We start from the raw sequence: 24,442 nt of genomic DNA, 5'->3' as shown, positions 1-24,442 counted from the left end.
GATTCATGGGGCGGAAGCACATGTAATGTTTTCTCCTCGACGACGGCGCTGTTGTCGGTGGTCAGTGCGCGAGATTCCCGTTATTCGGGTATCGAGTCCTTCCCCCATGGCTCCGGCCCGCGTCCGTTCCCTTCGTCGAATCCATGATCAAATAAGAGGGTTCACATGGCAAAATTCGCGAAGTTCCAATTAACGGTTGGGCCGGCTGACGCGCGTACCGTCCTGGAGAACGCGCTTTCCGAGCAGGGCTACCGCATGTCCTGGGAGAACGAGTACCGAGGGCTCGCGGAGAAGGGCAGCAAGACCAAGGCCATGTTGCTCGGGGCACTGGCCATGCACTTCAAGTACAACCTGCAGATCGACCAGGCGCCGGACGGCTCCATCGTGGCGTCGGTCTTCCTCGGCAACACCGGCATGTCCGGGGGAGCGATCGGACTCGCCAAGGTACGCACGGAGCTCGACCGCCTCTACACCGTGGTCCGCCAGGCGTACGAGTCCAAGGGGATCCTCCGCGGCGCCGAGTTCGGCTAGCGGAACGAGGAACAGGCCGGCGGTCGGTGGGTTCTGACGGCCCCACCGACCGCGCGCCGAGGTCTAGCGCAGCACGAGTGAGACGGCCAGACCGAGCATCACCACCGCGATCGCGCCGTCCAGGGCCCGCCACGCCGTGGGTGTACGCAACCACCGGCCCAGGAACCGGGCCCCGAACCCCAGGGCGCAGAACCAGACCAGGCTGGCCAGTACGGCGCCGCCGGCGAACCACCAACGCGTTTCTCCGTACGAGGCGGCGATCGACCCCAGGAACACCACAGTGTCCAGGTAGACGTGCGGATTCAGCCAGGTCAGAGCCGCCGTGGTCCCCGCGACCGCCACGACGCGCGACCCGGTGAGAGTCCCACGTGGACCGGACGGACTAGCGGGGGAGTCCGGACCGGCGTCGTCGTCGCTGAGCAGGCCGTGTCCGCCGGGACGAAGCGCACGCCGCGCGGCGACGACGGCGTAGCCGCACAGGAACGCGGCGCCACCCCAGGTGGCCGCGGTGACGAGAACCGGCGCGGTGTCCAGCAACCGTCCCAGCCCCGCGACACCGGTCAGGATCAGCACCGCGTCGGAGACCGCGCAGATCGCCACGACCACACCGACGTGTTCACGGCGCAAACCCTGTCGAAGCACGAAGACGTTCTGCGCCCCGATCGCCACGATCAGGGTCAGGCCCATCAGGAAACCAGGGATGACTGTCAGCACACGGCAACGGTAGAGGCGCTCGGATCGTCAGCACCAGCGAAGATTTTTCAAGGATCATTAGCCTGGCTTCATATGTGGATCGATCCGACTCTCGCCGCGACGGTGGTCGCCGTCGTCGAGGAGGGCACTCTGGACGCGGCGGCGGCGCGACTGCACCTCACGCCGTCGGCGGTGAGCCAGCGCGTCAAGACCCTGGAGGACCGGGTGGGCCAGCGGCTCGTGGTGCGGACCAAACCGGTGCGGGCCACGGAGGCGGGTCAGGCGGTGCTGCGCTACGCGCGTCGGCTCGCCCTCGTCGAACACGACGTCACGGCCGACCTCGGACTGGCGGAGGGGTCGACCAGGCCCCGTCTGTCCGTGGCGGTCAACGCCGACTCCCTGGGGACCTGGTTCCTGGAACCGCTGGCCGCGGTCGCGGAACGCCACAGCGTGGAGATCCACCTCCACCGCGACGACCAGGACCGCACCGCCGGCCTGCTCGAGTCCGGAACGGTCATGGCGGCGGTGACCTCGCAGGTGACTCCCGTCACCGGATGTCGGGTCCGTGCGCTGGGCAGCCTGGTGTACGAGGCGATGGCGGCACCGAGCTGGATGGCGCGATGGGCGCCCGCCGGACTCGACTCAGAGGTCCTGCGCCGCGCCCCGTACGTCGACTTCGACCGCAACGACGGTCTCCAAGCCGACTGGCTGGCGGCACACGCCATCTCGCCCCAGGACCCGCCACGGCACCTCATCCCCTCCACCCACGACTTCGCCCGCGCTGTGGAGCTCGGCATGGGCTGGGCGATGCTCCCCACCCAACAGGCCGAGCCGTTGGTCGCCGACGGAACCCTGGTCCCCCTCGGCGGACCCGACATCTCCGTCCCCCTGTACTGGCAACAGTGGACCGTCACCTCGAAGCCCTTGGACGCGTTGACCACCGAGATCGTGCACCGGGCCCAGCGAACGCTCCGCGGCGCGTAGGTCAGTCGTGGTGACGCCGTACCCGACGCGGCGATGGTGCCCGCCGGCCGCGCGGCTCGCGAGGCGGTCATCGGACAGCACATTTCCGGACCGAACGGAAGCGCCTCACGGCGGATGATGCCCTCACGGTCAAGGCCGGAAGGCGACCGCACACCCGCCGCGGGAGTGACGCCGCTCCCAGGGGCTTCCCGTAGCCTCCAGGTATGACTGACGTTCCCGCACGCTTGTCCGTGGTGACTCTCGGGGCGCGTGACCTGCCCAGACTTCGCCAGTTCTACCGTGACCTCGACTGGCGGGAGGTCTCCGGCAGCGACGACGACTGGGCGGCCTTCCTCCTCGGCGGCGTCGTGCTCGCGCTCTACCCGGTGGCCGAACTCGCCGACGAGGCCGGCGTCGAACCCCCCACCGGCGCCGACTGGTCCGGGATCACGTTGGCGTGCAACGTCGACACCCCCGACCAGGTCGACCGCGCCTACGCAGCCGCTCTGCGCGCTGGCGCCACCGCCGTCGCCGACCCCGTCGACCGGCCGTGGGGAGGCCGCTCCGGCTACATCGCCGACCCCGAAGGCAACCGATGGGAGATCGCCTGGGCTTCCACGGCGCGGTTCGACGAGACCGGCGCCGTCACCGGCTTCGGCGACTGACCGGCGGAGGGGCCGTGGTCCGCGCGCCATCCGCCTCACCCCCGACACGACCCTCCGGTCTCGGACCTCTCGCGCCGCCGCTGGCCGTGCGAAAACCCTCGCGCGGTAGGGGGATGCGCGCTACGCTGCGCACCAAGCTCTCCTGTTGGAGGTCTCCTCGTGACCGCGTCTCCGCCTCGCTCAAGTGCGGACAGAACGCTCGACGCCGTGGCCACCCGCGTGGTCGAACGCTGCGCCCCGGACGAGCTTCCCTACTACGAGAACGTGCGCGACGACGTGTTCACGCGTGGCGGGCGTCCGCCCCGGCCTGCGGACAATCCGTTAGGGTTCGGCGCCGCGGCGGTCAGTCTGGTCACCGGGGTGGCGGTGGGGGTCCTCATCGAGCTGGTGACGGGCTCGCTCACCGACATCCTCCGGCCGTGGTGGCAGCGGGCGTGGCTGTGGGTGCGGGCGAAGCTGGGTCGCCGGAAAGCGGCCCCGGCGGCGGACACCGACGCGGTCCTCCCGCTCATCACGCCGGCCAACGTCGCCTCCGTCACCAAGGCGATCACCACGCACGCCGTTCGGGCCGGGATCCCACCGCAGGCCGCCGGTGAGATCGCCGCGGCGATCATCTGCGAACTGGGGAAACCCGTCGAGGCTCATGAACCCTCTCCGGACAGTCCAGAGCACCTGTAGGACGGCCGCCCGACCCGACGGCGCGGCACAGTTGCCCTCGGCGACCACGCTCCGCTTCCTCGTACTGATCACGGCCACGGTCGGGGTGACCGTTCCACTGGTGGACCCGCTGGTGTTCGCCTTCCGGTCGGTGGGGGTGCTGCCGGAACACGGGCGGGAGGCGTGCGTCACCAACGCGCGGGCCGCGGCGCCCGAGGGGACGGGCGAGCGGCTGGTCGAGTCCTACGTCGCGTGCGTACGCGCGGCGGCGCAGGCGGCGGAGGCCTTGGTCGTCGTCGGCATGCTCACCCCACTGCTGCTGGGTGTGGTCATCTACAGCGTCTTCCCGTTCGTCGTGCGACGTCGCCTTGCCCCGTTGCCCCGCGAGTCCCATGCCTCTCTCTACGAGAGAGCCGACACGGAACTCCGTCAAGCGCTGGGTCCCACACGCAAGAGGATCAGGCTGCTCATCACCCCCGGAACCGCGGGGGGTGCGCGTGCCTTCGGGGCGTGGGGCCGCTACTGGGTGGCGGTCGACCGGTCGGCATTGGCCAGTGGCGATCCGCCCGGCGGAGGGGCGCCCCGTGGCGCCGCGGTCATTCACCACGAAGCCGCCCACGTGCGCAACCGCGACATCGACATCACCTATCTGACGATCTCCGTCTGGTGGGGGTTCTTCGTCGTCGCGGTCGCGATGCTGCCCTTCGTCGCGGTTCCGCCGGTGCTGCCACAGGTCGCGCTCCCCCTGCTCGCTTCGCTGGTGCTGCTGAGCTACGCACGATCGCGGGTGCTGCGAGTACGCGAGTGCTACGCCGATGTGCGCGCCGGGCAACGCCCTGAGATCCGTGCCGAACTGTCACGCCTTCTCTCCACGGTCGACCGTGACCCTTCCGCCTCCGCGATCCGATGGTGGAGTGCCCTGCATCGGCGGCATCCTCCGGCCCACGAGCGGATCGCGGTGCTGCGTGACCCCGCGCGTCTGCTGCGCGGCGGACTCCTCGATGTCCTACGCCGGATGTGCGGCGGGGATGGCGTTCCCTGGGTTGAGCAGGGTGATCTCCCAACTCGTGGACGACTCCTGGTCGGGTGGCCTGGTCGCGCTGCTGATCGGCCTGCCGTTGGCGGTCATCCTGACGGTGATCGTGTGGCGGTCGGTGTTGCGTGCCGTGCTCGGTGGTGGCCCCGCTCCGCGACCATGGCCGATCGCGCTCAGTCTCACCGGCGGGCTGCTCGTCGGCCAACTGATGCTGCCCGCGCTGCCCCCGACCACCTGGGGCCGTTCACTCGTCGAGGCGCCCGTACCGGCCATCGTGCTCGCGGGTTTCCTGTTCGGCGGTTGCTACCTCGTCACGCGATGGATGTCGCGCGACGCCGCCTTGTGGTTGAGCGTGACACGCGCCCAATGGCCGATGTGGGCGGCGGCGGTGGTCGGCACCTCGATGGTTGGCTTCGTCCTCATGACGTGGTTCGCCGCGGTGCAGACCCTCTCGCTGACCTCGCACCACTGGTCGGGGATGGTGACGTGGGCGATCACCGTGACGTTCACGGACGGGCACGTCTGGTTGACCGTGGCGGTGGGCCTGGGCGCGTCGCTGCCCATGGCGGCCTACCTCGCCTGGGCGCGGAGGCGGGGCGTCGGATCCCCTTCCTTCCAGCTCGGGCACCGTGTGTGCCCGCCGTGGCTACCGGTAGGAGCGGCTGCCCTCACGACGCTCGGGATGGCCGTCGCGGTGGCCCTGATGACCCCACTGCTGCGCTCGGCGGCTCCAGAGGTGGGGGACGACTTCTCTCCGACAGCGTCGGCCACGGCCCTCCTTCCCACATTCCTCCTGGTGGGGGTCGTGGCACTGGCGGGCGCCGCGATCCTGGGGTGGACGCTGGGCGGAGCCGGCTCGTCCGGGCGGGTCCTCAACGCCGTCGCCGCCAGCGTGTTCCTGCAGGCGTTCTTCGTGGTACCCGCCACCCGGATAGGCGGGGTGACGGGCAACTGCGCTCGTATTCCGAACCCCACGCTGGACTGTTGGTCCGATCGACTGTTCAGTGACCTCGCCGCGTCCTCCGGGGTATCCCTGGGCACCTACGCGTTCGTCGTCCTGCTGTTGCCGGCATGGGGAGCCGCCCTCACCGCGTCCGCGGCACGGGCCCTCCTCCTGGGCGCGCCTCGGGAGTTCCATCCCCCGCGACGTCACGTCCCCAGCGTGCTGGCCACGGCCGCCCTCCTGCTGGTCACCGTGATCGCGGTTGTTGATCAGGGAGCACGGCTGGCGCCTGGAGAGGGCGTCGGTGGCGGTCCACTCACGGAATCGGTGACGCAGGCCGCGCGGGAGCCGGTCCAACGGGAGAGCCGCGAGGGGACGGAGACGTGTGAGGCGGTCGACCAGAACTTCCAGGAGGTCGGCGGGACGATCCTGCCCACCGAGAACGTCACCCTCTCCCAGGTCAGAGCGACCCGGGCGATGAGCGAATCCACCGATCCAACACTCGCGGCGTTCTCCGAGCCCGCCCTGGACGTCCTGCGGGACGGGCACCGTCCGACGAGCTGGGACCATCTCATGGCCGCGAAGTTCTACTGTGGCGTCGTCCACCCGGGTACGGGAATCCTGATCTGAGGACGGAGGCCGGCCGCCGCGCCGTGGGTGGCGGACGTTCGTCCCGCGCGTGTCCCCACACCCACAGGGCGCCACGCCGCATGCTGTGACCTCGTGAAACTCCAGGTCGGGGTTGGTTAGGCTCCCGCACAGGGGGGATCATGATCAACTATGGGCTGGGTGGGAAGACCGCTGTCGTGACGGGCGGGGCCTCGGGGATCGGGTTGGCGTGCGCGCACGCGCTGGCTCGGTCCGGGGCGGCCGTCTCGGTGTGGGACCTCAACGGTGACGCGGCCGAGGAGGCGGCGTCCGCGTTGCGGACGCACGGGCACCGGACCCACAGCGCCGCGGTGGACGTGGGGGACAGCGCCGCCGTCGACGCCGCGATGGACACCGTGGTGCGTGAGTTCGGCCGCGTCCACATCGTGGTCGGCAACGCCGGGATCGGTGGTGAGCAGGCCTCCTCCGGTGACTACTCCGACTCCGGGTGGCGCGCCGTCATCAACGTGAACCTCAACGGGGTCTTCTACACCCAACGGGCCGCGATCCGCGCGATGCGCACCGCCGGCGGGGGCACGATCATCAACATGGCCTCGATCTTGGGTCAGGTCGGATTCATGAACGCCAGCGCCTACGTCGCCGCCAAGCACGGAGTCGTCGGCATGACCCAGGCCGCAGCCTGGGAGCACGCCGCGGACGGGGTGCGGATCAACGCGGTCGGCCCCGGCTTCATCCGCACCCCACTGGTCGAGCAGTCCCTCGACGACGACGCGTTGGCGTTCCTCAAGTCCCAGCACGCGTTCCAGCGTCTCGGCGAACCCCAGGAGGTCGCCGAGATCGTCGCCTGGCTCGCCAGCGACGCGGCGTCCTTCGTCACCGGCGCCTACTACCCCGTCGACGGTGGCTACCTGGCGCGGTAGCAAGGCCCCACCCGAGGACAGGGGCCGCTCACCACAGGTTCCCGTGGGCCGCCTGATCCAGAGCGGCCTGGACAGGCTCCGTCGCACGACGGAACGCGTCGGCCCGTCCGGACGCCTGCCAGAGCCGGGTGAGATGCGACCGCTCGTCCACGGCGCACGGCGACATCATTCGAACGGTCCGTATCCCCAGGTCCCCACGTCAGCCCCCGACAACTCACACCCCGGCTGGCGCGGGGCTTCCAGGTGGGGCACGTCAGCCTCGGGGGTTCCCACCGCGGAGGGGAGGTCCGCGGCGGCCGGATCTGACGGCGGCACCCGTGTCCCACGGGGGCCTCGCGCCCTCGTGGGATTGATCTCTCGCAAATACGAGACCGAACCGGGATTAACTGTCGCGATTGCGTGCTATACGCTTCTTCTGTGTCGATGTTGCGAGTGAACGATGTGGCCACGTTGGTGGGCATGAGTCCCGATACGGTGCGCCGGTGGGTGGACACGGGACGATTGCCCGCCGAGCGGGACGGTCAGGGGCGCCGATTGGTGGCCAGCGCCGACCTGGCGGCCTTCCTGCGGGAGGGGGCCACGGAGGATCCCGCCCTGCGGTCCTCCTCCGCGCGGAACCGGTTCCGGGGGATCGTGACCAACGTGGTGCGCGACGCCGTCATGGCGCAGGTCGAGGTGCAGGCCGGGCCGCATCGGGTGGTGTCGCTGATGAGTCGGGAGTCCCTGGACGACCTGTCGCTCGAGGTGGGATCGATCGTCACCGCGATCGTGAAGTCGACCAACGTCATCATGGAGACCGACCCCTCGACGGGAGCCCGTCATGCCTGACCCCACCCCGCGCCGTCCCTTCCCCCTCTCCGTCACGCTCGCCGCGGTGCCTGTGGCGGTCGCCGTTCTCGCCACCGCGGCCTGCGGCGACGTCCCGGGCGACGACGGTGGTGGGGACGCGGAGGGCGGCTCCGGGAACCTGAGGGTTTTCGCGGCCGCGTCGCTCACCGACGTGTTCGGCGAACTGGGTGAGCGGTTCGAGGAGGAACACGGAGTGACCGTGGACCTCAACTTCGCCGGCAGCTCCGAACTCGCTCAGCAGATCAACGAAGGGGCGCCCGCCGACGTGTTCGCCTCCGCCAACCCCGCGAACATGGATTTGGTCGCGGAGGAGGGCAACGTCGCGGGGGAGGAGACGGTCTTCGTGGAGAACATCCTGGAGATCGCCGTCCCCGCGGACAACCCGGCCGGCGTCGAGGAACTCGACGACCTCGCAGCGGACGACGTGGTGGTCGCGTTGTGCTCTCCGGAGGTGCCGTGTGGCGCCGCGTCGGAGACGGTGATGGAGGACAGCGGGGTGGACATCGACCCCGCCACGTTGGAGGAGGACGTACGCGCCGCCCTCACCAAGGTGGAGCTGGGTGAGGTCGACGCGGCTCTCGTCTACCGGACCGACGTGATGGCGGCCGGGGAGTCCGTCGTCAGCATCGAGTTCCCCGAGGCCGAGGAGGCCGTCAACGACTACCCCATCGCCGTGCTGACGGAGGCCGCGGAGCCCGACCTCGCCGAGGAGTGGGTCCGGCTCGTGACGTCCGACGAGGGCCAGGCGGTACTGACCGACGCCGGATTCCGCACCCCATGAGTCCGCGTCACCCGGTGCGACACCCCGAGGCGACCACGCGGCCCCGTCGCGACGTCTCGATCCGGGCGGGCCGTGTCCCGTGGGTGTTGATGCTTCCGGCCCTGGTGGGGGTCCTGTTCCTCGTCCTGCCCCTCGCCGGGCTTCTCATTCGTGCCCCGTGGGGGACGCTCGGCACCCGGCTGCTGATGCCGGAGGTCCGCGACGCCCTGCTGCTCTCCCTGGGGACGGCCACGGTCGCCACCCTGATCTCCCTGGCGGTCGGTGTCCCGCTGGCCTGGCTGCTCGCCCGCACCACCTTCCCCGGCCGTCGTTACGTGCGGGCGTTGGTGACCGTGCCGATGGTGATGCCGCCCGTCGTCGGCGGCGTCGCGTTGTTGCTGGCCTTCGGCCGGCGCGGTGTGGTCGGCCAGCACCTGTACGAGTGGTTCGGGTACCAGATCCCCTTCACGACCGTCGCGGTCGTCGCCGCGCAGGTCTTCGTCGCGATGCCCTTCCTCGTGATCAGTGTGGAGGGTGCGCTGCGTGGTGCGGACCGACGCTACGAGGAGGCGGCGGCCACGTTGGGCGCCACTCGGGCGGTGATCTTCCGCCGGGTGACGCTGCCCATGGTGTTGCCGGGAGTGGCGGCGGGGGCGGTGCTGTGCTGGGCTCGCGCGTTGGGCGAGTTCGGGGCGACCATCACCTTCGCGGGGAACCTGCCCGGAGTGACGCAGACGATGCCGATCGCCGTGTACGTGGCGATGCAGTCGGACCCCGCCTCGGCGATCGTCCTCAGTCTGGTCCTGTTGGCGGTGTCGCTGGTCATCCTCACCAGCCTGCGAGAGAAATGGATCGGTGGGCTGTGAGTACCCACGGTCTCGACGCGCGTCTCCAGGTCGACCGCCCCGGTTTCCGCCTGGACGTCGACCTCACCGTGGCGCCCGGGGAGGTGCTGGCGCTCCTGGGCCCGAACGGCTCCGGTAAGTCGACCGCCCTGCGTGCGCTGGCCGGCCTCACACCCCTCGCCGACGGCCAGGTCGTCCTGGCCGGGGAGGACGTCACCCGCGCGCCCACGGAGAACCGGGCCATCGGAATGGTGTTCCAGGACTACCTGCTCTTCGCACACCTGAGCGCGTTGGACAACGTCGCCTTCGGCCCGCGCTGCCGTGGGGTCGACAAGCGCCGGGCCCGGGAACTCGCCGCGGAGCAGCTGCGGCACATGGGCCTGGACGGGCACGAACGCAAACGCCCGGGAGCGCTCTCCGGCGGACAGGCGCAGCGCGTCGCTCTCGCCCGCGCCCTGGCCGCTGAGCCACGCCTCCTGCTACTCGACGAACCCCTGTCCGCGCTGGACGCCCACACCCGGCTCAGCGTGCGCTCCCAGTTGCGTCGCCACCTCAGCGAGTTCGACGGAGGCACCATCGTGGTCACCCACGACCCGCTGGAGGCCATGGTGCTCGCCGACCGCGTCACCATCATCGAGGAAGGGTCCGTCGTCCAGCGCGGCACCCCGGCGGAGGTGGCCCGCCACCCGCGTACCGAGTACATCGCCCACCTGGTCGGCCTCAACCTCTATCGGGGTCGCGCCGACGGCACGACGGTCGCCGTCGCCCCGAGCGAGAACGGCGGGGAGGTCACCATCGGTGACCCCCACGACGGCGACGTGTTCGTGTCCTTCCCTCCCAGCGCCGTCGCCCTCTTCCGCGCCAAACCGGAGGGAAGCCCACGCAACACCTGGCGCGTCACCGTCGACGGCGTCGAAAGCTTCGGCGACCACGTCCGCGTCCACCTCCGCGGACAGATCACCCTGATCGCCGAGATCACCCCCGCCGCCCTCGCCGACCTCCGCCTGACCACCGGTGACGAGGTATGGGCCTGCGTCAAGGCCACGGAGATCACCACGTACCCGGCCTGAGGCGCGTGCCAATGCGGCCCCCCAGGGGACCTCGGCCTGCCCTGGCGCCGCATGTTTGTGGAAACGACCAGGTGAGCGTCATGGGTGGTCATTACCCTGCGGGAGGGATCAACCTGGGCCCCGCGATGACGTTCGGGCACGTCGCGGGCGTCACCCTCGCCGGAGCGCGTGCCCCAGCGTTGGACGAGTTCGACGAGATCATCGGGAGGACGACGGGTGAGTAACGGGAGGACGACCTCGTTTGGTCTGACCCTGGCCGGCTACGGGATCAGCTCCGAGGTTGACTTCGGTGAACGCGTCCGTGCCGCCGCGGCCGCCGGTTTCACCGGTGTCGGGCTCCGCGCCGAGGACTACGTGCGCGCGGGGGCCGACGGCTACTCCGACGACGCGATGGACGCCGTCCTCGCCCGGCACGGAGTCGCGCTGACGGAGACCGAGTACGTCACCTCCTGGGGACGTTCCGTGGACCGCGACGAGGCGCAGCGGGAGAAGGAGCGCACGATCTTCCACATGGCCCGCCGCTTCGGTGTGCCGCACGTCAACACCGGACTGTTGGAGCACCTCCCAGAGGAAGACATCGTCGCGGCCCTGCGCGACCTCTGCGACCGGGCGGAGGAACTCGTCGTCGCCGTGGAGTTCATGCCCTACAGCGGGATTCCGGACCTGGGCACGGCGGCGTGGGTCGCCGAGCGTTGTGGCCGCGAGAACGTCGCCCTCATCATCGACGCCTGGCACTGGGCCCGGGCCGAAAGCACGTCCGCCGATCTGGACGTCGTCCCCCCGGGCGACGTCGCGTCGATCCAACTCTGCGACGTCGGACCCACCCCGCTGCACCCACTCCGCACCGAGTCCCTGCACCACCGCTGGCTCCCCGGCCAAGGACACGGCGACGTCGTCGGACTGCTCCGCGACCTCGCCGCCCGCGACATCCGACCGGACCTCCTCAGCGTGGAGGTCATCTCCGACGAGCTCACCCGGCGCGGCCCCGACGCGGCGGCCCGCGCGGCCTACACCGCCGCCAGAGAGGTCCTCGAAGCGGCCGAGTACACGTAGAAGGGCCGCCTTCCAAAACGGTGTAACCATTCGTGCGCGAAGGGTAGCGGACGGTTCGGCCTTCTGGCAGCATCATCCTCCCTGGAGACGCCCAACGGTGGAGGAATTCCGATGTCCACGCCAGGTGCCGCGGAAAGAGGCAGCCGCGACGGTCGCACGGGTGTCGCCGTGTCGCTGCTAACCGTCGCCCTGCTGACCGCAGGCTGTGGGGGAGGGGCCACGCCCGAGGATGGGGCCGACGAGCAGGGGGACCCCGAGACCGCGGAGGCCGAGGACGTCCCGCTGGAGCAGCGTGACTCCATCGCCCAGTTCGACGTCCCCGCCCTCGACCCAACAGCGGTGGAACCGTGCGAGCTCCTCCCCGACGAGGAGGCCCGCGACCTCGGAGCCCTCCCGGACGACGGCGCGGGAGTTTCGCAGACCGAGTCCAGCTGCTTCTACAGCGACCCGATGACCGGGACCATCAGCGTCAAGGTCAACGAGGGGATGGCCACTGACCGGACGATGGCGTGGCTCACGCTCCAGTCCGCGTTCACCGACGCCGAGGAGGTGGAGGAAGTGACCGACTACGTCGACGTCTCCGGGTACCCCGCCTACACCACGGACTATGGGGGAGCGTGCAACCTGGACCTCGCGCTCTCCGACGATCACGGACTGTTCTTCCAGGCGCAGTCTGATGACCCTTGCTACCTCGCGGTCCGAGCGGGCGAGGTCGTGGTGGCCAACACCCCCGAACTCTGAGGTTCGCACGTCCGACCCCGGCCGATGTCGGGGGCGCGTGGACGCGGATCTTGTTGGGTGCGGCAACACCGTGCTGCCACCGCGATCGGCGGCGCGACGGGAGGCATACCTCTCGCCACGCCACGAGGCCCCACACACGCCGTGGCGACGGGACGGACACGGGAGTGGTGTCCGTCGCGATCCGGTGCGGGGCACGTCCCTGTGACCAATGGAAGACTGGGATGGTGCAGATCGGGATACTTGGGCCACTTGATGTGCGTACGGATCACGGGGTGGTCGTCGACGTGGCTGGGGTTCGGCTGCGGGGGTTGCTGGTCGCGCTCGCGTTCGCGCCGGGGCGGGTGGTGTCCAGGTCCGCGCTCGTCGACTGGATCTGGGGGGAGCGCCCGCCCGTTGACGCCGCGAACGCGCTGCAGCGCCTGGTGTCGCGGCTGCGCAAGACGCTCGGACCCGACGTGGTGCTGGGGGAGGCCGGAGGTTACCGACTGGCGGTGAACGCGGACGCCGTCGACGCGGCTCGGTTCGAGAACCTGGTCGGCCAGGCCCGAGCCGAGGACGGTCCGCGCCGGGTCCGTCTCCTGCGTGAGGCCCTGGGACTGTGGCGCGGCCCCGCCTGCGCGGACGTCGGGCTCCGGGACACCGCGGCTCTGGACGCGGCCGTCACCCGGTTGGAGGGGCTCCGACTCACGGCGACCGAGGACCGGTTCGAGGCGGAGGTCGGTCTCGGCGACGCCGCCGGAGTGGTCACGGAACTGACCGACCTGGTCGCCGCCCATCCGCTGCGGGAGCGGTTCGTCGGCGCGCTGATGCGTGCCCTCACCGCCGCCGGTCGCGACAACGAGGCCCTTCTGGTGTACCAGCGCACCCGCGACGCGCTCGCGGACGCACTCGGCACCGACCCCTCCCCGGAACTCTCCGCGCTGCACACCGCTCTGCTACGCGGAGAGACAGGGCGCGACGAGCGGCCGACGACCAACCTGCGATCGGTCCTGACGAGCTTCGTGGGCAGGACCGCCGACGTCGAGGCGCTCGCCTCGTTCGTCACCCAGAACCGGCTCACCACGCTCGTCGGGCCAGGAGGCTCGGGCAAGACCCGACTGGCCACCGAGACGGCGCGGACCCTCCTCGAGGACGTACCGGACGGGGTCTGGCTCGTTGAGCTCGCCACCGTCGAACCCGACGGAGACCCCGCCCGGCTGGCGCTCACCGCCATCGGCCTGCGGGACGCCCTCCTCGCCGGAACCCCCAACGGGTCGGACCCGGCGGAGCGGCTGATCACGGCGATCCGGGACCGCGACACCCTTCTCGTGCTGGACAACTGCGAGCACGTGGTCGACGAGGCCGCCGCCTTCGCCGATCGCGTGCTGGGGGAGTGCCCACGCCTGCGCGTGCTGGCCACCAGCCGGGAGCCGCTCGGCATCACCGGCGAGGCACTGTGGACGGTGGAGCCGCTCGACCCGCCGCCCGGCGACGCGACCCCCGACCAGATCCGCTCGTCGCCGGCCGTCCAACTGCTGCGGGACCGGGCCGCCGCGGTGCGCAGAAACCTCACCATCGACGACGCCACCCTGTCCACCATGGCGCGGGTGTGCCGCTCCCTCGACGGAATGCCCCTGGCGATCGAACTCGCCGCCGCGCGGCTGCGCACGATGCCCCTGGACCAGCTCGCCAACCGACTCGACGACCGGTTCCGGCTGCTGACCACCGGGAGCCGCACCGCCATGCCCCGGCACCAGACGTTGCGCGCCGTGGTCGACTGGAGCTGGGAACTGCTCGACGATGCCGAGCGCCGCGTGCTGCGCCGGCTTTCGGTGTTCGCCGGCGGCGCCGGCCTGGATGGAGCCGAACGGGTCTGCGCCGGGGACGGGGTCGGGCAGGAGGACGTCTTTCCGCTGATCAGCTCGCTGGTGGAGAAGTCACTCGTGGTCGCGGCCGACGACGGATCCCCCCGGTACCGAATGCTCACCACAATCAGGGACTACGCCGCGCGCCGGCTGGCCGAGGCGGAAGAGACCGTGCGGACGCGCCGCGCCCACCTCGCCTACTTCGTCGAACGCGTCGAGGCGGCCGAGCCCTACCTGCGTCGCGCCGAACAGGTGGAATGGCTCGCCGCGTTGGAGCCTGAGCACGACAACATCAGCGCCGCGCTGCGGGGCGCGCTCGCCGCGGGCGAGGCACAGTCCGCGATGCGGCTCGCCGCGGCGGCCGGCTGGTACTGGTGGCTCAGCGGACGTCGGGGCGAGGGCGTCGAGCTGCTCGTCGCCGCCGCCAACCTCCCCGGGGAGGTGGACGACGACGCGCGAGCGATGGTGTACGGCATGGTGGTGATGTTCGTGACCTCGAGCCGAGGCGACATCCACCTCGGCGCGGAATGGATCCACAAGGCGCACCGGTTCAGCCAGCGGTCCGATCACCGGGTGCCGCTCCTGGACCTCGTCATCCCGCTGGAGCGCATGCTGACGGCGCCGGACACCGTGATCCCCGCCTTCGAGTCGCTGTTGGACAGCGAGGACCCGTGGGTGCGGGCGTTGGCCCGCTGGCAGGTCGGCAAGATGTCGATCCGGGGCGGCCGAGGTGGACAGGACGCGGAGACGCAACTGGTGACTGCGCTCGCCGAGTTCCAGGCCCTGGGCGATCGGTTCGGGACCTCGCTCGTTCTCGCCCAACTGGGGGAACTCATCGCCATGCGTGGTGAGTTCGCGAACGCGTGTGAGCACGTGGCCCAGGCGATCGCGGCGATCGCCGAGGTCGGTGCCACCGAGGACGTCATCCACCTCAGCACCCTCCTCGCCCGGCTGCACTGGCTGGACGGAGATCCGGTGGCCAGCGCGTCGGCCCTGGGGGAGGCGGAGCGACTCGCGGAAGGGGTCGCCTGGCCCTACGCCCTCGCCGAGCTGGCGTTCGCCCGGGCCGAGCTCTCCCGGCTGCGCGGAGACGTCGGGACGGCCCGCGAGCAGCTCGGGATCGCGGCGACGCTCCTGGAGGATCACGCGGAACAGGCGGAGACCCGGGCGGAGATCAACGACATGGTGGGGTACCTGGCCGAGGACCTCCCCGACGCACGGGGCCACCGGGTCGTCGCCTGGCAGGCCGCCACGGAGACGGGAGAGCCCTATTTCCTCGCGCGGGTACTCGTCGGTGTCGCGGATCTCGCCGTGCGCCTGGACCAGCCCGAGCAGGCGGCCCGCCTGCTGGCCGCGAGTACGGCTGTCCGGGGTATGGCGGACCTCTCCAGCCCCGACGCCGTTCGGATCGAGAAGGAGGTGCGGGGCCGTCTCGGTGCCGCACGGTTCACCGAGATCTCGCGGCAGGGAGCACGAGCCGACTGGTCCCAGCTCGCGGAAGCTACGCTCTCCTCGTGAAGCCGTACCGCGCCCAGGCGTAGCCCACCGCCGCGAGCCCGAGGCACCAGAGAACCGCCGGGACCACGTCGCCGGAGGAGGGCGATCCGGCGAGCAGCCCGCGAAGGGTTTCGATGATGGGGGTGAATGGTTGGTACTCCGCGAACTGCCGCACCCCCGTTCCCATCATTTCGGCGGGAACGATGGCGCTGCTGAAGAACGGCAGCATGATCAGCGGCACGGCCACGAGTCCCGCCGACTCCGGGGACTTCGCCGCCAGCCCCAGAGCGACGGTCATCCACGCCAACGCGACGCCGACGAGCACGACCATGCCCAGGACGCCCAGCCAGTCGAGAAACCCGGCTGAGGGTCTGAACCCCAGCAGCAGCGCCATCCCGAGCATGGCCGCCACCGAAACGAGGTTGATCAACACGCTGGCGATCACCTGACCGCTGAGGACGGCGCCCCGGGAGACGTCCATGACCTTGAACCGGTTGATGATGCCCTTGCTCATGTCGGAGTTCGCCCCTGCCGCCACGGATCCGAGCCCGTAGCAGATCGCCAGGAGTAACAATCCCGGGGTCACGTAGTCGACGTAGTTCACGCCGACGCTGAACGCGTCTCCGAAGACGTACACGAACATCAGCATCATCACGATCGGCATCACGACCGAGTTGAACACCGAGGTGGGATCGCGGACGATGTGGGTGACGTTGCGGCGCAGCATCACGACCGCGTGAGGTTTGGTTCTCATCGGGAGACCTCCCCAGTGGTTTCGCCGGTCAGGGCGAGGAAGACATCGTCCAGGTCAGGTGTCTGGACGGAGATCTCCTCGGCGATGAGCGCGTGCTCGTCGAGCCGGTCCAGCACGGCGCGCAGCGCCTGGGTTCCGCCGTCGCCGGGGACACGCAACGTCAGGGACTCCTCATCGCGGATGGAACCCGCGAAGGCGCGCGCGGCGGCGTCGAGCGACTTCGTGGTGGCGAAACGGAGCCGCACGTGGGTGCCGGGGATCCGACGCTTGAGTTCGTCGGGGGTCCCCTGCGCGACGATGTGACCGTGGTCGAGCACCGCGATCTGGTCGGCGAGCTGATCGGCCTCCTCGAGGTACTGGGTGGTGAGGAAGACGGTCACCCCGCCGGTGACCAACTCTCGGATGATCGCCCACATCGTGTGACGGCTGCGGGGGTCCAAGCCCGTCGTCGGCTCGTCGAGGAAGATGATCCGTGGCGACCCGACGAGCGTCATCGCCAGATCCAGTTTTCGACGCATCCCGCCGGAGTACGTGGACGCGGAATCGTCCGCCGCGTCCACCAGGTCGAAGCGTTCCAGTAGCTCCGTGACCACCGTCCTGTCGCCGGTGGATCCACGGGGACGCAGGTCCACCATCAGCCGGAGGTTCTCCCGCCCTGTCAACAGCTCGTCCACCGCCGCGAACTGGCCGGTGGCCCCGATCGCCGACCGCACCGCCCGCGGGGCGGTCACCGCGTCGTGCCCGGCGACCCGCACCGACCCGCCGTCGGGCTTCGTCAGCGTGGTGAGCACGTTGACGGCAGTGGTCTTGCCCGCCCCGTTCGGACCGAGCAGGGAGAACACGGTTCCGGCGCGGATATCGAAGTCGACGCCGTCGAGGACGACTCTGTTCCCAAATGACTTGCGCAGTCCCGAGACCGCGATCGCTGAGCGTGTCATAGGGACAGCGTCGGCGCCCGCCCTGTCACCGGCCGGCCGTGCCGCTGACACGGTCCGGCCCTCAGAAGGAACGCGTGTCAGCGCCGTGGCCCCCGGGTGTCAGGACCGACACGCAGGGTGGGACGTACGCGAATCGGTAAGGGAGCGACGTTGATACCGGATGGGGAATCGCCGGACGGCACCACCCAGGCAGTGGTGCGGTTGGCCGAGGTACGCAAGGTGTACGGCCGGCGTGGCAACGCGGTGGCCGCGCTCGACGAGGTGAGCGTCGAGTTCAACCGCGGCACGTTCACCGCGGTCATGGGCCCGTCTGGCTCGGGCAAGAGCACCCTGTTGCACTGTGCGGCGGGGCTCGACCGGCCCACCTCGGGCTCGGTCTACCTCGATGGCGAGGACATCGGGCCGCTAAAGGAGAAGCGGCTCACCATGCTGCGCCGCGAGCGGATCGGGTTCGTCTTCCAGGCGTTCAACCTGCTCCCCGCCCTGACTGTGACGCAGAACGTCCGGCTGCCCATGGAGATGGCCGGGCGCCGCCCCAATCGTCAACGGGTGACCGAGACCCTGCGTCAGGTCGGCCTGGAGGAGCGGCGTAAGCACCGACCCGCGGAGCTCTCCGGAGGGCAGCAGCAACGCGTCGCCATCGCCCGGGCCCTGGTCACGGACCCGGCCGTCGTGTTCGCCGACGAGCCCACCGGTGCGCTCGACACACGATCCGCCCGCGACGTCCTCGCCCTGCTGCGTGACGCGGTGCGGCAGGCCGGACAGACCATCGTGATGGTCACCCACGACCCCGTCGCCGCCTCCTACGCCGACCGGGTCGTGTTCATGGCGGACGGACGGTTGGCGCGCGAGCTCTACAACCCCACTGCCGAGGCGGTGGCCGAACGCATGACGCATCTGGGCGCCTGGGCGGACGACACCACGACCCCGCCAACGTCCGGAGCGGCGCGATGATCCGGCTGGCGCTGCGCACCCTGCGGCACCGCAAGGGGAGCTTCCTCGCGGCCTTCCTGACGATGTTCCTCGGCGCGACGATCGTCATGGCCTGCGGCGGGCTGATGGAGACGGGCATCCGAGGGGATGTTCCGCCGCGACAACTCGACGGTGCGGACGTCGTCGTCGCCGGCGACCAGCAGTACGAGGTCCCGGAGATGCAGTACACGGCGCCCATGCAGGAGCGGGCCCGGATCGACGCCGCGTTGGTCGACGCCGTCGCCGCGGTACCCGGGGTGCGGGAGGCCACCAACCACACCATCGACGACCCGGCGCCCGCCGGCACCGTCGACGCGATCGCCGTCGTCGCCGAACCCGGAGTCGAGGTCGACCAGCTCCGTGCGCTCATCGAGGCCGAGATCCCCGGCGGCGCGGTGGCTTTGGTCGGCGACGACCGGGGCGTCGCCGAGGTCCCCGACGCCGCCATCCACGCGGAGGGACTCGTCGTCCTCTCGGGCGTGTTCGGCTCCTGGGCCATCATGATCGCGGTGTTCGGCGTGGCGTCGATGCTGGCTCTCACGATCCACCAACGCAGACGCGAGATGGCACTGCTCCGGGCCGTCGGGAGCACACCCGGGCAGCTCCGTGCCCTGATCCTGGGCGAGACGGTGATCCTGTCCGCCCTCGCCACCGGACTCGCGATCCTCCCCGCACGCTGGCTCGCGGAGTTCCTCCAACTGCAGATGGTCCGCAACGGGGTCACCATCGACGAGATCGCGTTCCAGATGGGGTGGATCCCGATCACCATCGGGATCGGATCGGCGCTGCTCGCGGCCGTTTGCGGCGCCGCCGTCGCGGGGGGCGCGGCGGCCAGGACCCGTCCCACCGAGGCCCTGGCCAGCGCCGGGCTTCCCGAGCGCAACCGCATCGGGTTCTGGCGTCCCCTGCTCGGTGTCGCCCTGCTCCTCGGTGGCATCGCCCTGTGTGTCGTGACCATGACCGTCAACAGTGGAAGCTACGCCTCCACCACCGGCTCGCCGGCCGTGATCGTCATGGGGATCGCGTTGGCGGTGCTCAGTCCCGCGCTGACGCGGCCCCTCGCCGCGGCGCTGTCACCGCTGGGGGCACTGATGGGCCAGTCGGGCCGGCTGGCCATGCTCAACGTGCGCGCCGGCGTCGACCGGACGGCCGCGGTGGCGATGCCGGTCATCCTGCTGACGAGTATCAGCGCCGGATTGCTGTACATGCACAACACCGGCAAGGACGCGGTACACCAGGAGTACGTCGACGGTCTGTCCTCCGACGCTGTCGTCACGGCGGAGGGCGGAGTCGACGGCCAACTCGTGGACAACGTGCGCGACCTCCCCGAGGTCGGGGAGGTCTCCGGATACGTCAACAGCAGAGGTTTCCTCGAGCACCCTATCGACGACCCGGAGAACTGGGAGGGCGAGGCCCGGTGGGACGGTTGGATCCTGGAGGGTGTCGACCCGGGCGGTGTGGGCGCGGTGTGGTCCGCTCCGGTCACCGACGGCTCGGCCGACGCCCTGAGCGGGGCCACCGTGGCCATGGACAGCGGAAACGCCGAGGAACTCGGACTGGCGGTCGGCGACACGCTCACCGTGCGGATGGGCGATAACGCCCCCCTCGATGTCGAACTCGTCGCCCTCTTCGACGTCGGCGGCGACGACAACACCCTCCTGCTCCCGACCGAGACCCTCGCCGCCCACACCACCGCGGGGCACGCGACCGAGATCCTCGTCTCCGCCGCGGACGGCACCGCCACGGATCAGATGCTCGCCGAACTCGAGGACTTCGCCACCGGCCAGGCCGGGGTGGACGTATCCAGCAGCGAGGCCCTGGCCGACGCCTACGCGGAGAACCAGGACATCGAGTCGTTCGCGATCTACACCATCGTCGTCATGATCGTCACCTACAGCGTGATCTCGGTGGTGAACACCCTCGCCTCCAGCACCAATGCCCGGACCCGAGAGTTCGCGGTGCAACGCCTCACCGGATCCACCCGCGAGCAGGTCATGCGGATGCTCTCCATCGAGAGCCTGCTGATCGCGGCGATCGGCATCGTCCTCGGCACGATCGCGGCCGTCGTGCCACTCGTGGCGTTCAGCGTCGGCCGCGCCGACACCACGCAGTGGACCGGCTCACCGTGGATCTACGTCACGGTCGTCGCGGGGACGGTGCTCGTCACCCTGCTGGCCACGCTGCTCCCGGCCTGGCAGGCGGTCCGACGCGGACCGGTCGACGCCGCGGCCTCGTAGCCGGCGGGGTTCCGTCGCCGGCGGACAGCGACACCACGAGGTGGCCGGTGCGAGCGATACCGGTCACCTCGTTGGGCGTATTGGGGCGGCGGCTTCAGTTGCGCAATGGGAAAACGTCTGGACATCGGACGTTTATCCCGAGTGATTGAACGGCAGCATGCGCTGCTGATATGCGAGTCGATTCCCACTAGGCTAGCCACCATCTTTCACGATTCAGTCGGTTTGAGTATGATCATCCAATATTGTCGCGACAGGCGTGTCGCGTGCCGAGAGGGCGTGGAGGAATTATGGGTATGCGGCGGGAGCAAGAGAAATGGGAGAAAGAGCAGAAACGGAGCCAGGACAAGGATCCGAAAAACCCCTCGGCGGGGGAAAAGAACGGCCAGCGTGCGAAGGATGTCACCGGGAGGACGCCAGGTAAGGTGAAGCCGCTGCCATTGAGGGATGATCTCGTGGAGGCCAGCGCGGATGAGCCTTCGGACAACCGGGGCCCCCGGATGTCCCCCCGGGCTTTGGGTGCCGCGATGAAGAAGTCTGCCGAGGACGCGGCGGAAGTCGCCGTGGGGCCGTTCCAATGGGCCGCTCGGCAGGCTGGCGCGGCGAAAAGGACGGGGTTGACGTGAAACCGGGAAAGTCGCGCAGCGGGCACGTTACCAAGTGATGTCTCCGCTAACTTTTGGTGCGTGACTTCGCCAGGTAGCGTGAGAATTCCTGGCCCCGTATGGATCTCCGATCCTCCGCGCACGGGCCCCTCTACGGCAAAGGCAGCAGGCACACCGGCGATGGCACCGGTACCGGATCACCGAAGGGTTCGGGGGCGCCGGTCCGTGGTGATAGCCGGAAGGTGCACACCGTGGCGGAGTGCTCGTTCGCGACGTGCAGCCACTGCCCGTCCACGCAGAAGTCCCGTGGCCAGCGTCCGCCCGTGGGGACGTCGGCCACCGGGCGGAGCCGGGTGCCGTCCGCCTTGACCTGGTGGGTGGTCACCAGGTCGGCGCCCCGGGTGGAGGTGTAGACGAATCGGCCGTCGTCGCTGACCCGGATCGCCGCCCCCAGGGCGTCCCCCGGCACGTCGTCCCGCGTGGCCGGCTCGTGCGCGAGCAGCTCCAGGTCCGCGTAGCCCGATCTGGGGGCCAGGACGGCGATGCCTCCCGCCAACTCGGTCAGCACGTAGACATGGCCGGAGGCATGTACCACGACGTGCCGGGGTCCGCAGCCCTCCGGCAGCGGAATCGCCGCGACCGGCCGCAGTGTCCCGGTCTCCGCGTCGAGCCGGTGGGCCCGCACCAGATCGGCGCCGAGGTCGGTGCTGAGCACCGTGCCGTCCGGGGCGATCGCCACCGCGTGCGCGTGCGGCCCCTCCTGCCGCTCGGGATCGGGCCCGCTGCCATAGCCGGCCACACTGGTCGTGGCCCCGACGAACCCACCGTCCACCCCTAGCGGCTGGGAATTCACCGTGCCCGCGTCGTAGCTGGCCGAGAGCACCGCCTCACCGCTGGGCGTGACGACCAGATGGCACGGCCCGGCCGGTATCGCCCGTCGCCCCCGTAGCCGTGGGCGCCCGTCCACGAAGTCGTAGTGGACCACGCCGCTGTCGGCGCTCTCCGCCACGGCGTACAGCGCCCGCCCACCGGGGTGAAGCGCGAGATAGGACGGACTGTCCTGCTCGGCCACCAATTCTGGCTGCGTCAGCGCCCCGTCGGCCTCGCGCCACATCCGGTAGATGCCCCGCCCGCCGCCCCGCTCACCCGTGTAGGTGCCGACCAGAATCTGTCTCATACGGCCAATCCTTAGCAGCGGTTCCTGGCCGTGGCTAGGGAGGAATTCGATTGTGGTGGTCGCGGCTGGTGGGTAGGGTGCCAGCCATGTCGACTCCTGAAGCGTCCAGGGTGGGGGCTTTCGGTCACGCCGTCAGCTCCCTGAACCCCTAGGTTCCACGTTCGCGTCCCGACCACGAGTGGTCGGGCCCGCTCGCGCGCGTCGTTCGGGCGCTGGCCGCGGTGACGAGATGCCTCTCTCTCGTTGATCTCTTCACCTCGGAGTCCTTTGATGCCTCTCGCGCTCACTCTGCTCGCCGTGGCGGTCTTCGCCATGAGCACGTCGGAGTTCATGCTCGCCGGCCTGTTGCCGGACATCGCCACCGACCTGGATGTGTCGGTTGGTGCGGCCGGCCTTTTGACCTCGGCCTACGCGGTCGGGATGGTGCTGGGTGCGCCCCTGATGGCGGGAATCGCGCGCCGCTGGCCCGCTCGGGGCGGCCTGCTCGGTTTCGTGCTGGTGTTCTCGGCCGTCCACGTCGTTGGCGCGCTCACCGCCAGTTTTTCCGTTCTGCTGATCACCCGTGTCGTCGCCGCGTTGGCGAACGCGGGCTTCCTGGCCGTCGCGTTGGCCACCGCCGCCACCCTCGTGGCTCCGAACCAGAAGGGTCGTGCCCTGGCGGTGCTCCTGGCCGGGACGACGGTGGCCATCGTCGCCGGGGTGCCCGGTGGCGCGGTCCTGGGCACTCTGGTGGATTGGCGGGCCACCTTCTGGGCGATCGTCATGCTGTGTCTGCCCGCCGCCTTGGGTGTCGTGTGGGGGATTCCCGCTCGCCCCGGTGCGGAGGGACACGATCACCCGACAGTCAGCCTGCGAGGTGAGCTCCGCCAACTCCTCAACCCGCGCCTGGTGCTGGTCATGGTGGTCGCGGCGCTCGTCAACGGCGCGACGTTCGCCACGTTCACCTTCCTGGCTCCCATCGTCACCGACACCGCGGGACTGGCCGAGCTCTGGGTTCCCGCGGTGCTGGTGCTCTTCGGTGTCGGGTCGTTCCTGGGGGTGCGGATCGCGGGTCGGCTGTCGGACCAGCGTCCCGGCGAGCTCATCGCGATCGGTGGACCGCTCGTTTTGGTCGGATGGATCGCCCTCGCCGTCCTGGCCGCACACCCGATCGTTCTGCTGGTCCTGGTGTTCACCCAGGGCGTGCTCTCCTTCGCCCTGGGCAGCACCCTGATCGCCCGCGTGATCTACACGGCCGCGGGGGCGCCCACCATGGGCGGCGCCTACGCCACCGCGGCCCTCAACCTCGGCGCCGTCGGTGGCCCCGTCGTCGCGGGGGCCAGCCTCCATGCCGGCCTCGGAGCCCCCGGCCCGGTCTGGGCCAGCGGCCTGTTGCTCGCGATCGCTCTGGCCGTCGCCCTGCCGCTGCTCGGCGTCATCGCACCTCGTACCGAGGCCTCCCGGCGGGTCGATAGGTCTGCAGCATGACCCCGTTCCGGGCGGTACGTGACTCCACCAGTTCGAGCGCCGCGTCCGCACCGTCCTGGGGGAACAGTCGGGTGCCCTGGCCGACAAGCACTGGGTAGACCATGAGGATGAGCTCGTCGACCAGGTGATGGTCGAGCAGCCAACGCACCAGGCGTCCACTCCCGTGGACCTGCAGCTCGCCCGCACCCGTGGTCTTCAGTTCCTCGACGGCGGCAGCGGTGTCGCCGTCGAGGACACTGGTGTTGACCCACCGGGGGTCGGTCAGCGTGGTCGACGCGACGTACTTCGGCCGAGCGTGCAGCGCGTCCGCGATCGGGCTCGACCCGGGATCCTCCATCGCCCCCCACGAACCAGCGAAGATCTCATAGGTCCGCCGCCCGAACAGGAACGCCTCCGCCCGCTGGAACACCCCGTCGAGGAACTCCTCGATCTCGTCGTCGAACAGCGGCAGCGCCCACCCGCCCCGCTCGAACCCACCCCGCCGATCCTCCACCGACGTCCCCGGCCCCTGCAGCACCCCGTCAACAGAGACGTTCGTGACCGTCACCAACTTCATGCGCCCAGTTCCTTCCGCTCGTTTGGTTCACGTGTTCGGACAGACCAGGGCGGACCACGGAAC

23 protein-coding genes and 1 pseudogene are annotated in these 24,442 nt (G+C 70.1%); 19 read left to right on the top strand and 5 right to left on the bottom strand.

Annotated elements, in window-relative coordinates:
- Positions 1 to 165 precede the first annotated feature (165 nt).
- Positions 166 to 531 carry a hypothetical protein gene (locus J4H86_RS12990; protein WP_236543753.1) on the top strand — a complete coding sequence of 122 codons (366 nt, stop codon included), beginning with the start codon at positions 166 to 168 and terminating at the stop codon, positions 529 to 531.
- A 63-nt stretch (positions 532 to 594) separates the two neighbouring features.
- Here the strand turns inward: J4H86_RS12990 and J4H86_RS12985 are convergent, their stop codons facing one another.
- Positions 595 to 1,218 (bottom strand): LysE/ArgO family amino acid transporter, encoded by a 624-nt coding sequence (locus J4H86_RS12985; protein WP_236544018.1) that lies wholly within the window; start codon positions 1,216 to 1,218, stop codon positions 595 to 597.
- 99 nt (positions 1,219 to 1,317) lie between these two features.
- On the opposite strand from J4H86_RS12985, the gene J4H86_RS12980 reads away from it, so the two are divergent.
- The 14 genes and pseudogenes from J4H86_RS12980 (at position 1,318) to J4H86_RS12920 (ending at position 15,697) form a co-directional block, all read left to right on the top strand.
- Positions 1,318 to 2,208 (top strand): LysR family transcriptional regulator ArgP, encoded by an 891-nt coding sequence (locus J4H86_RS12980; protein WP_236543752.1) that lies wholly within the window; start codon positions 1,318 to 1,320, stop codon positions 2,206 to 2,208.
- Between the two features lie 203 nt (positions 2,209 to 2,411).
- The gene (locus J4H86_RS12975; RefSeq protein WP_236543751.1) at positions 2,412 to 2,852 is read left to right on the top strand and encodes a VOC family protein; all 441 of its coding nucleotides are present in this window, start codon (positions 2,412 to 2,414) and stop codon (positions 2,850 to 2,852) included.
- A 207-nt stretch (positions 2,853 to 3,059) separates the two neighbouring features.
- Positions 3,060 to 3,530, top strand: a complete 471-nt coding sequence (locus tag J4H86_RS12970) for a hypothetical protein (RefSeq protein ID WP_236543750.1) — start codon at positions 3,060 to 3,062, stop codon at positions 3,528 to 3,530.
- A 280-nt stretch (positions 3,531 to 3,810) separates the two neighbouring features.
- Positions 3,811 to 4,422: pseudogene (locus J4H86_RS27640) on the top strand (hypothetical protein); the annotation flags it as partial.
- A gap of 52 nt (positions 4,423 to 4,474) precedes the next feature.
- On the top strand, positions 4,475 to 6,118 hold the full coding sequence (locus J4H86_RS12965) for a hypothetical protein (RefSeq protein ID WP_236543749.1): 1,644 nt from the start codon (positions 4,475 to 4,477) through the stop codon (positions 6,116 to 6,118).
- Positions 6,119 to 6,258: 140 nt separating this feature from the next.
- Entirely contained in the window at positions 6,259 to 7,017 is a 759-nt protein-coding gene (locus tag J4H86_RS12960) for an SDR family NAD(P)-dependent oxidoreductase (protein WP_236543748.1), read from the top strand.
- A 423-nt stretch (positions 7,018 to 7,440) separates the two neighbouring features.
- The gene (locus J4H86_RS12955; RefSeq protein ID WP_394356514.1) at positions 7,441 to 7,845 is read left to right on the top strand and encodes a TOBE domain-containing protein; all 405 of its coding nucleotides are present in this window, start codon (positions 7,441 to 7,443) and stop codon (positions 7,843 to 7,845) included.
- A complete protein-coding gene (modA, locus tag J4H86_RS12950; protein WP_236543746.1) occupies positions 7,838 to 8,647 on the top strand; it encodes a molybdate ABC transporter substrate-binding protein in 810 nt (269 codons plus the stop codon). The genes J4H86_RS12955 and modA overlap by 8 nt, the downstream gene beginning before the upstream one ends.
- A complete protein-coding gene (locus tag J4H86_RS12945; protein WP_394356491.1) occupies positions 8,644 to 9,492 on the top strand; it encodes an ABC transporter permease in 849 nt (282 codons plus the stop codon). Before modA ends, J4H86_RS12945 begins: the two co-directional genes overlap by 4 nt.
- A complete protein-coding gene (locus J4H86_RS12940) occupies positions 9,474 to 10,541 on the top strand; it encodes an ABC transporter ATP-binding protein (protein ID WP_394356490.1) in 1,068 nt (355 codons plus the stop codon). The genes J4H86_RS12945 and J4H86_RS12940 overlap by 19 nt, the downstream gene beginning before the upstream one ends.
- Before the next feature lie 80 nt (positions 10,542 to 10,621).
- Entirely contained in the window at positions 10,622 to 10,765 is a 144-nt protein-coding gene (locus J4H86_RS12935; protein ID WP_236543744.1) for a hypothetical protein, read from the top strand.
- The gene (locus J4H86_RS12930) at positions 10,758 to 11,594 is read left to right on the top strand and encodes a sugar phosphate isomerase/epimerase family protein (RefSeq protein ID WP_236543743.1); all 837 of its coding nucleotides are present in this window, start codon (positions 10,758 to 10,760) and stop codon (positions 11,592 to 11,594) included. The genes J4H86_RS12935 and J4H86_RS12930 overlap by 8 nt, the downstream gene beginning before the upstream one ends.
- Positions 11,595 to 11,762: 168 nt before the next feature.
- Entirely contained in the window at positions 11,763 to 12,335 is a 573-nt protein-coding gene (locus tag J4H86_RS12925; protein ID WP_236543742.1) for a DUF3558 family protein, read from the top strand.
- Positions 12,336 to 12,556: 221 nt separating this feature from the next.
- Entirely contained in the window at positions 12,557 to 15,697 is a 3,141-nt protein-coding gene (locus J4H86_RS12920; RefSeq protein WP_236543741.1) for a BTAD domain-containing putative transcriptional regulator, read from the top strand.
- On the opposite strand, the gene J4H86_RS12915 is transcribed toward J4H86_RS12920, so the two are convergent.
- The gene (locus J4H86_RS12915) at positions 15,681 to 16,430 is read right to left on the bottom strand and encodes an ABC transporter permease (protein ID WP_236543740.1); all 750 of its coding nucleotides are present in this window, start codon (positions 16,428 to 16,430) and stop codon (positions 15,681 to 15,683) included. The two genes, J4H86_RS12920 and J4H86_RS12915, sit on opposite strands and share 17 nt — an antisense overlap.
- Positions 16,427 to 17,368: an ATP-binding cassette domain-containing protein gene (locus J4H86_RS12910; RefSeq protein ID WP_236543739.1), complete on the bottom strand. Its 942-nt coding sequence runs from the start codon at positions 17,366 to 17,368 to the stop codon at positions 16,427 to 16,429. Before J4H86_RS12910 ends, J4H86_RS12915 begins: the two co-directional genes overlap by 4 nt.
- Before the next feature lie 150 nt (positions 17,369 to 17,518).
- Here J4H86_RS12910 and J4H86_RS12905 point away from each other — a divergent pair, with 150 nt between their 5' ends.
- From J4H86_RS12905 to J4H86_RS12895, 3 genes are all read left to right on the top strand, one after another.
- The gene (locus J4H86_RS12905) at positions 17,519 to 18,322 is read left to right on the top strand and encodes an ABC transporter ATP-binding protein (protein WP_236543738.1); all 804 of its coding nucleotides are present in this window, start codon (positions 17,519 to 17,521) and stop codon (positions 18,320 to 18,322) included.
- On the top strand, positions 18,319 to 20,577 hold the full coding sequence (locus J4H86_RS12900; RefSeq protein ID WP_236543737.1) for an ABC transporter permease: 2,259 nt from the start codon (positions 18,319 to 18,321) through the stop codon (positions 20,575 to 20,577). Before J4H86_RS12905 ends, J4H86_RS12900 begins: the two co-directional genes overlap by 4 nt.
- Positions 20,578 to 20,870: 293 nt before the next feature.
- Positions 20,871 to 21,200 carry a hypothetical protein gene (locus J4H86_RS12895; protein WP_236543736.1) on the top strand — a complete coding sequence of 110 codons (330 nt, stop codon included), beginning with the start codon at positions 20,871 to 20,873 and terminating at the stop codon, positions 21,198 to 21,200.
- Between the two features lie 130 nt (positions 21,201 to 21,330).
- Here the strand turns inward: J4H86_RS12895 and J4H86_RS12890 are convergent, their stop codons facing one another.
- The gene (locus J4H86_RS12890; protein ID WP_236543735.1) at positions 21,331 to 22,356 is read right to left on the bottom strand and encodes a lactonase family protein; all 1,026 of its coding nucleotides are present in this window, start codon (positions 22,354 to 22,356) and stop codon (positions 21,331 to 21,333) included.
- Positions 22,357 to 22,626: 270 nt separating this feature from the next.
- On the opposite strand from J4H86_RS12890, the gene J4H86_RS12885 reads away from it, so the two are divergent.
- Positions 22,627 to 23,823, top strand: a complete 1,197-nt coding sequence (locus J4H86_RS12885) for a Cmx/CmrA family chloramphenicol efflux MFS transporter (RefSeq protein WP_236543734.1) — start codon at positions 22,627 to 22,629, stop codon at positions 23,821 to 23,823.
- On the opposite strand, the gene J4H86_RS12880 is transcribed toward J4H86_RS12885, so the two are convergent.
- Positions 23,771 to 24,379: a dihydrofolate reductase family protein gene (locus tag J4H86_RS12880; protein ID WP_236543733.1), complete on the bottom strand. Its 609-nt coding sequence runs from the start codon at positions 24,377 to 24,379 to the stop codon at positions 23,771 to 23,773. The genes J4H86_RS12885 and J4H86_RS12880 overlap by 53 nt on opposite strands.
- Between the last annotated feature and the right edge of the window lie 63 nt (positions 24,380 to 24,442).

This window comes from Spiractinospora alimapuensis (assembly GCF_018437505.1).
Taxonomy (GTDB): Bacteria; Actinomycetota; Actinomycetes; order Streptosporangiales; family Streptosporangiaceae; genus Spiractinospora; species Spiractinospora alimapuensis.
Note: the sequence above shows the minus strand (reverse complement) of the source record. Positions and strands in the feature narration are given on the sequence as shown.

Bases quoted from the DNA above. Each gene is read 5' to 3' on its own strand.
- J4H86_RS12915 (WP_236543740.1), bottom strand. From the start codon at position 16,430: ATGAGAACCAAACCTCACGCGGTCGTGATGCTGCGCCGCAACGTCACC.
- J4H86_RS12885 (WP_236543734.1), top strand. From the start codon at position 22,627: ATGCCTCTCGCGCTCACTCTGCTCGCCGTGGCGGTCTTCGCCATGAGC.
- J4H86_RS12975 (WP_236543751.1), top strand. From the start codon at position 2,412: ATGACTGACGTTCCCGCACGCTTGTCCGTGGTGACTCTCGGGGCGCGT.
- J4H86_RS12935 (WP_236543744.1), top strand. From the start codon at position 10,622: ATGGGTGGTCATTACCCTGCGGGAGGGATCAACCTGGGCCCCGCGATG.
- J4H86_RS12960 (WP_236543748.1), top strand. From the start codon at position 6,259: ATGATCAACTATGGGCTGGGTGGGAAGACCGCTGTCGTGACGGGCGGG.
- J4H86_RS12955 (WP_394356514.1), top strand. From the start codon at position 7,441: ATGTTGCGAGTGAACGATGTGGCCACGTTGGTGGGCATGAGTCCCGAT.
- J4H86_RS12980 (WP_236543752.1), top strand. From the start codon at position 1,318: ATGTGGATCGATCCGACTCTCGCCGCGACGGTGGTCGCCGTCGTCGAG.
- J4H86_RS12985 (WP_236544018.1), bottom strand. From the start codon at position 1,218: ATGGGCCTGACCCTGATCGTGGCGATCGGGGCGCAGAACGTCTTCGTG.
- J4H86_RS12900 (WP_236543737.1), top strand. From the start codon at position 18,319: ATGATCCGGCTGGCGCTGCGCACCCTGCGGCACCGCAAGGGGAGCTTC.
- J4H86_RS12920 (WP_236543741.1), top strand. From the start codon at position 12,557: ATGGTGCAGATCGGGATACTTGGGCCACTTGATGTGCGTACGGATCAC.
- modA (WP_236543746.1), top strand. From the start codon at position 7,838: ATGCCTGACCCCACCCCGCGCCGTCCCTTCCCCCTCTCCGTCACGCTC.
- J4H86_RS12940 (WP_394356490.1), top strand. From the start codon at position 9,474: ATGGATCGGTGGGCTGTGAGTACCCACGGTCTCGACGCGCGTCTCCAG.
- J4H86_RS12880 (WP_236543733.1), bottom strand. From the start codon at position 24,379: ATGAAGTTGGTGACGGTCACGAACGTCTCTGTTGACGGGGTGCTGCAG.
- J4H86_RS12945 (WP_394356491.1), top strand. From the start codon at position 8,644: ATGAGTCCGCGTCACCCGGTGCGACACCCCGAGGCGACCACGCGGCCC.
- J4H86_RS12910 (WP_236543739.1), bottom strand. From the start codon at position 17,368: ATGACACGCTCAGCGATCGCGGTCTCGGGACTGCGCAAGTCATTTGGG.
- J4H86_RS12895 (WP_236543736.1), top strand. From the start codon at position 20,871: ATGCGGCGGGAGCAAGAGAAATGGGAGAAAGAGCAGAAACGGAGCCAG.
- J4H86_RS12990 (WP_236543753.1), top strand. From the start codon at position 166: ATGGCAAAATTCGCGAAGTTCCAATTAACGGTTGGGCCGGCTGACGCG.
- J4H86_RS12890 (WP_236543735.1), bottom strand. From the start codon at position 22,356: ATGAGACAGATTCTGGTCGGCACCTACACGGGTGAGCGGGGCGGCGGG.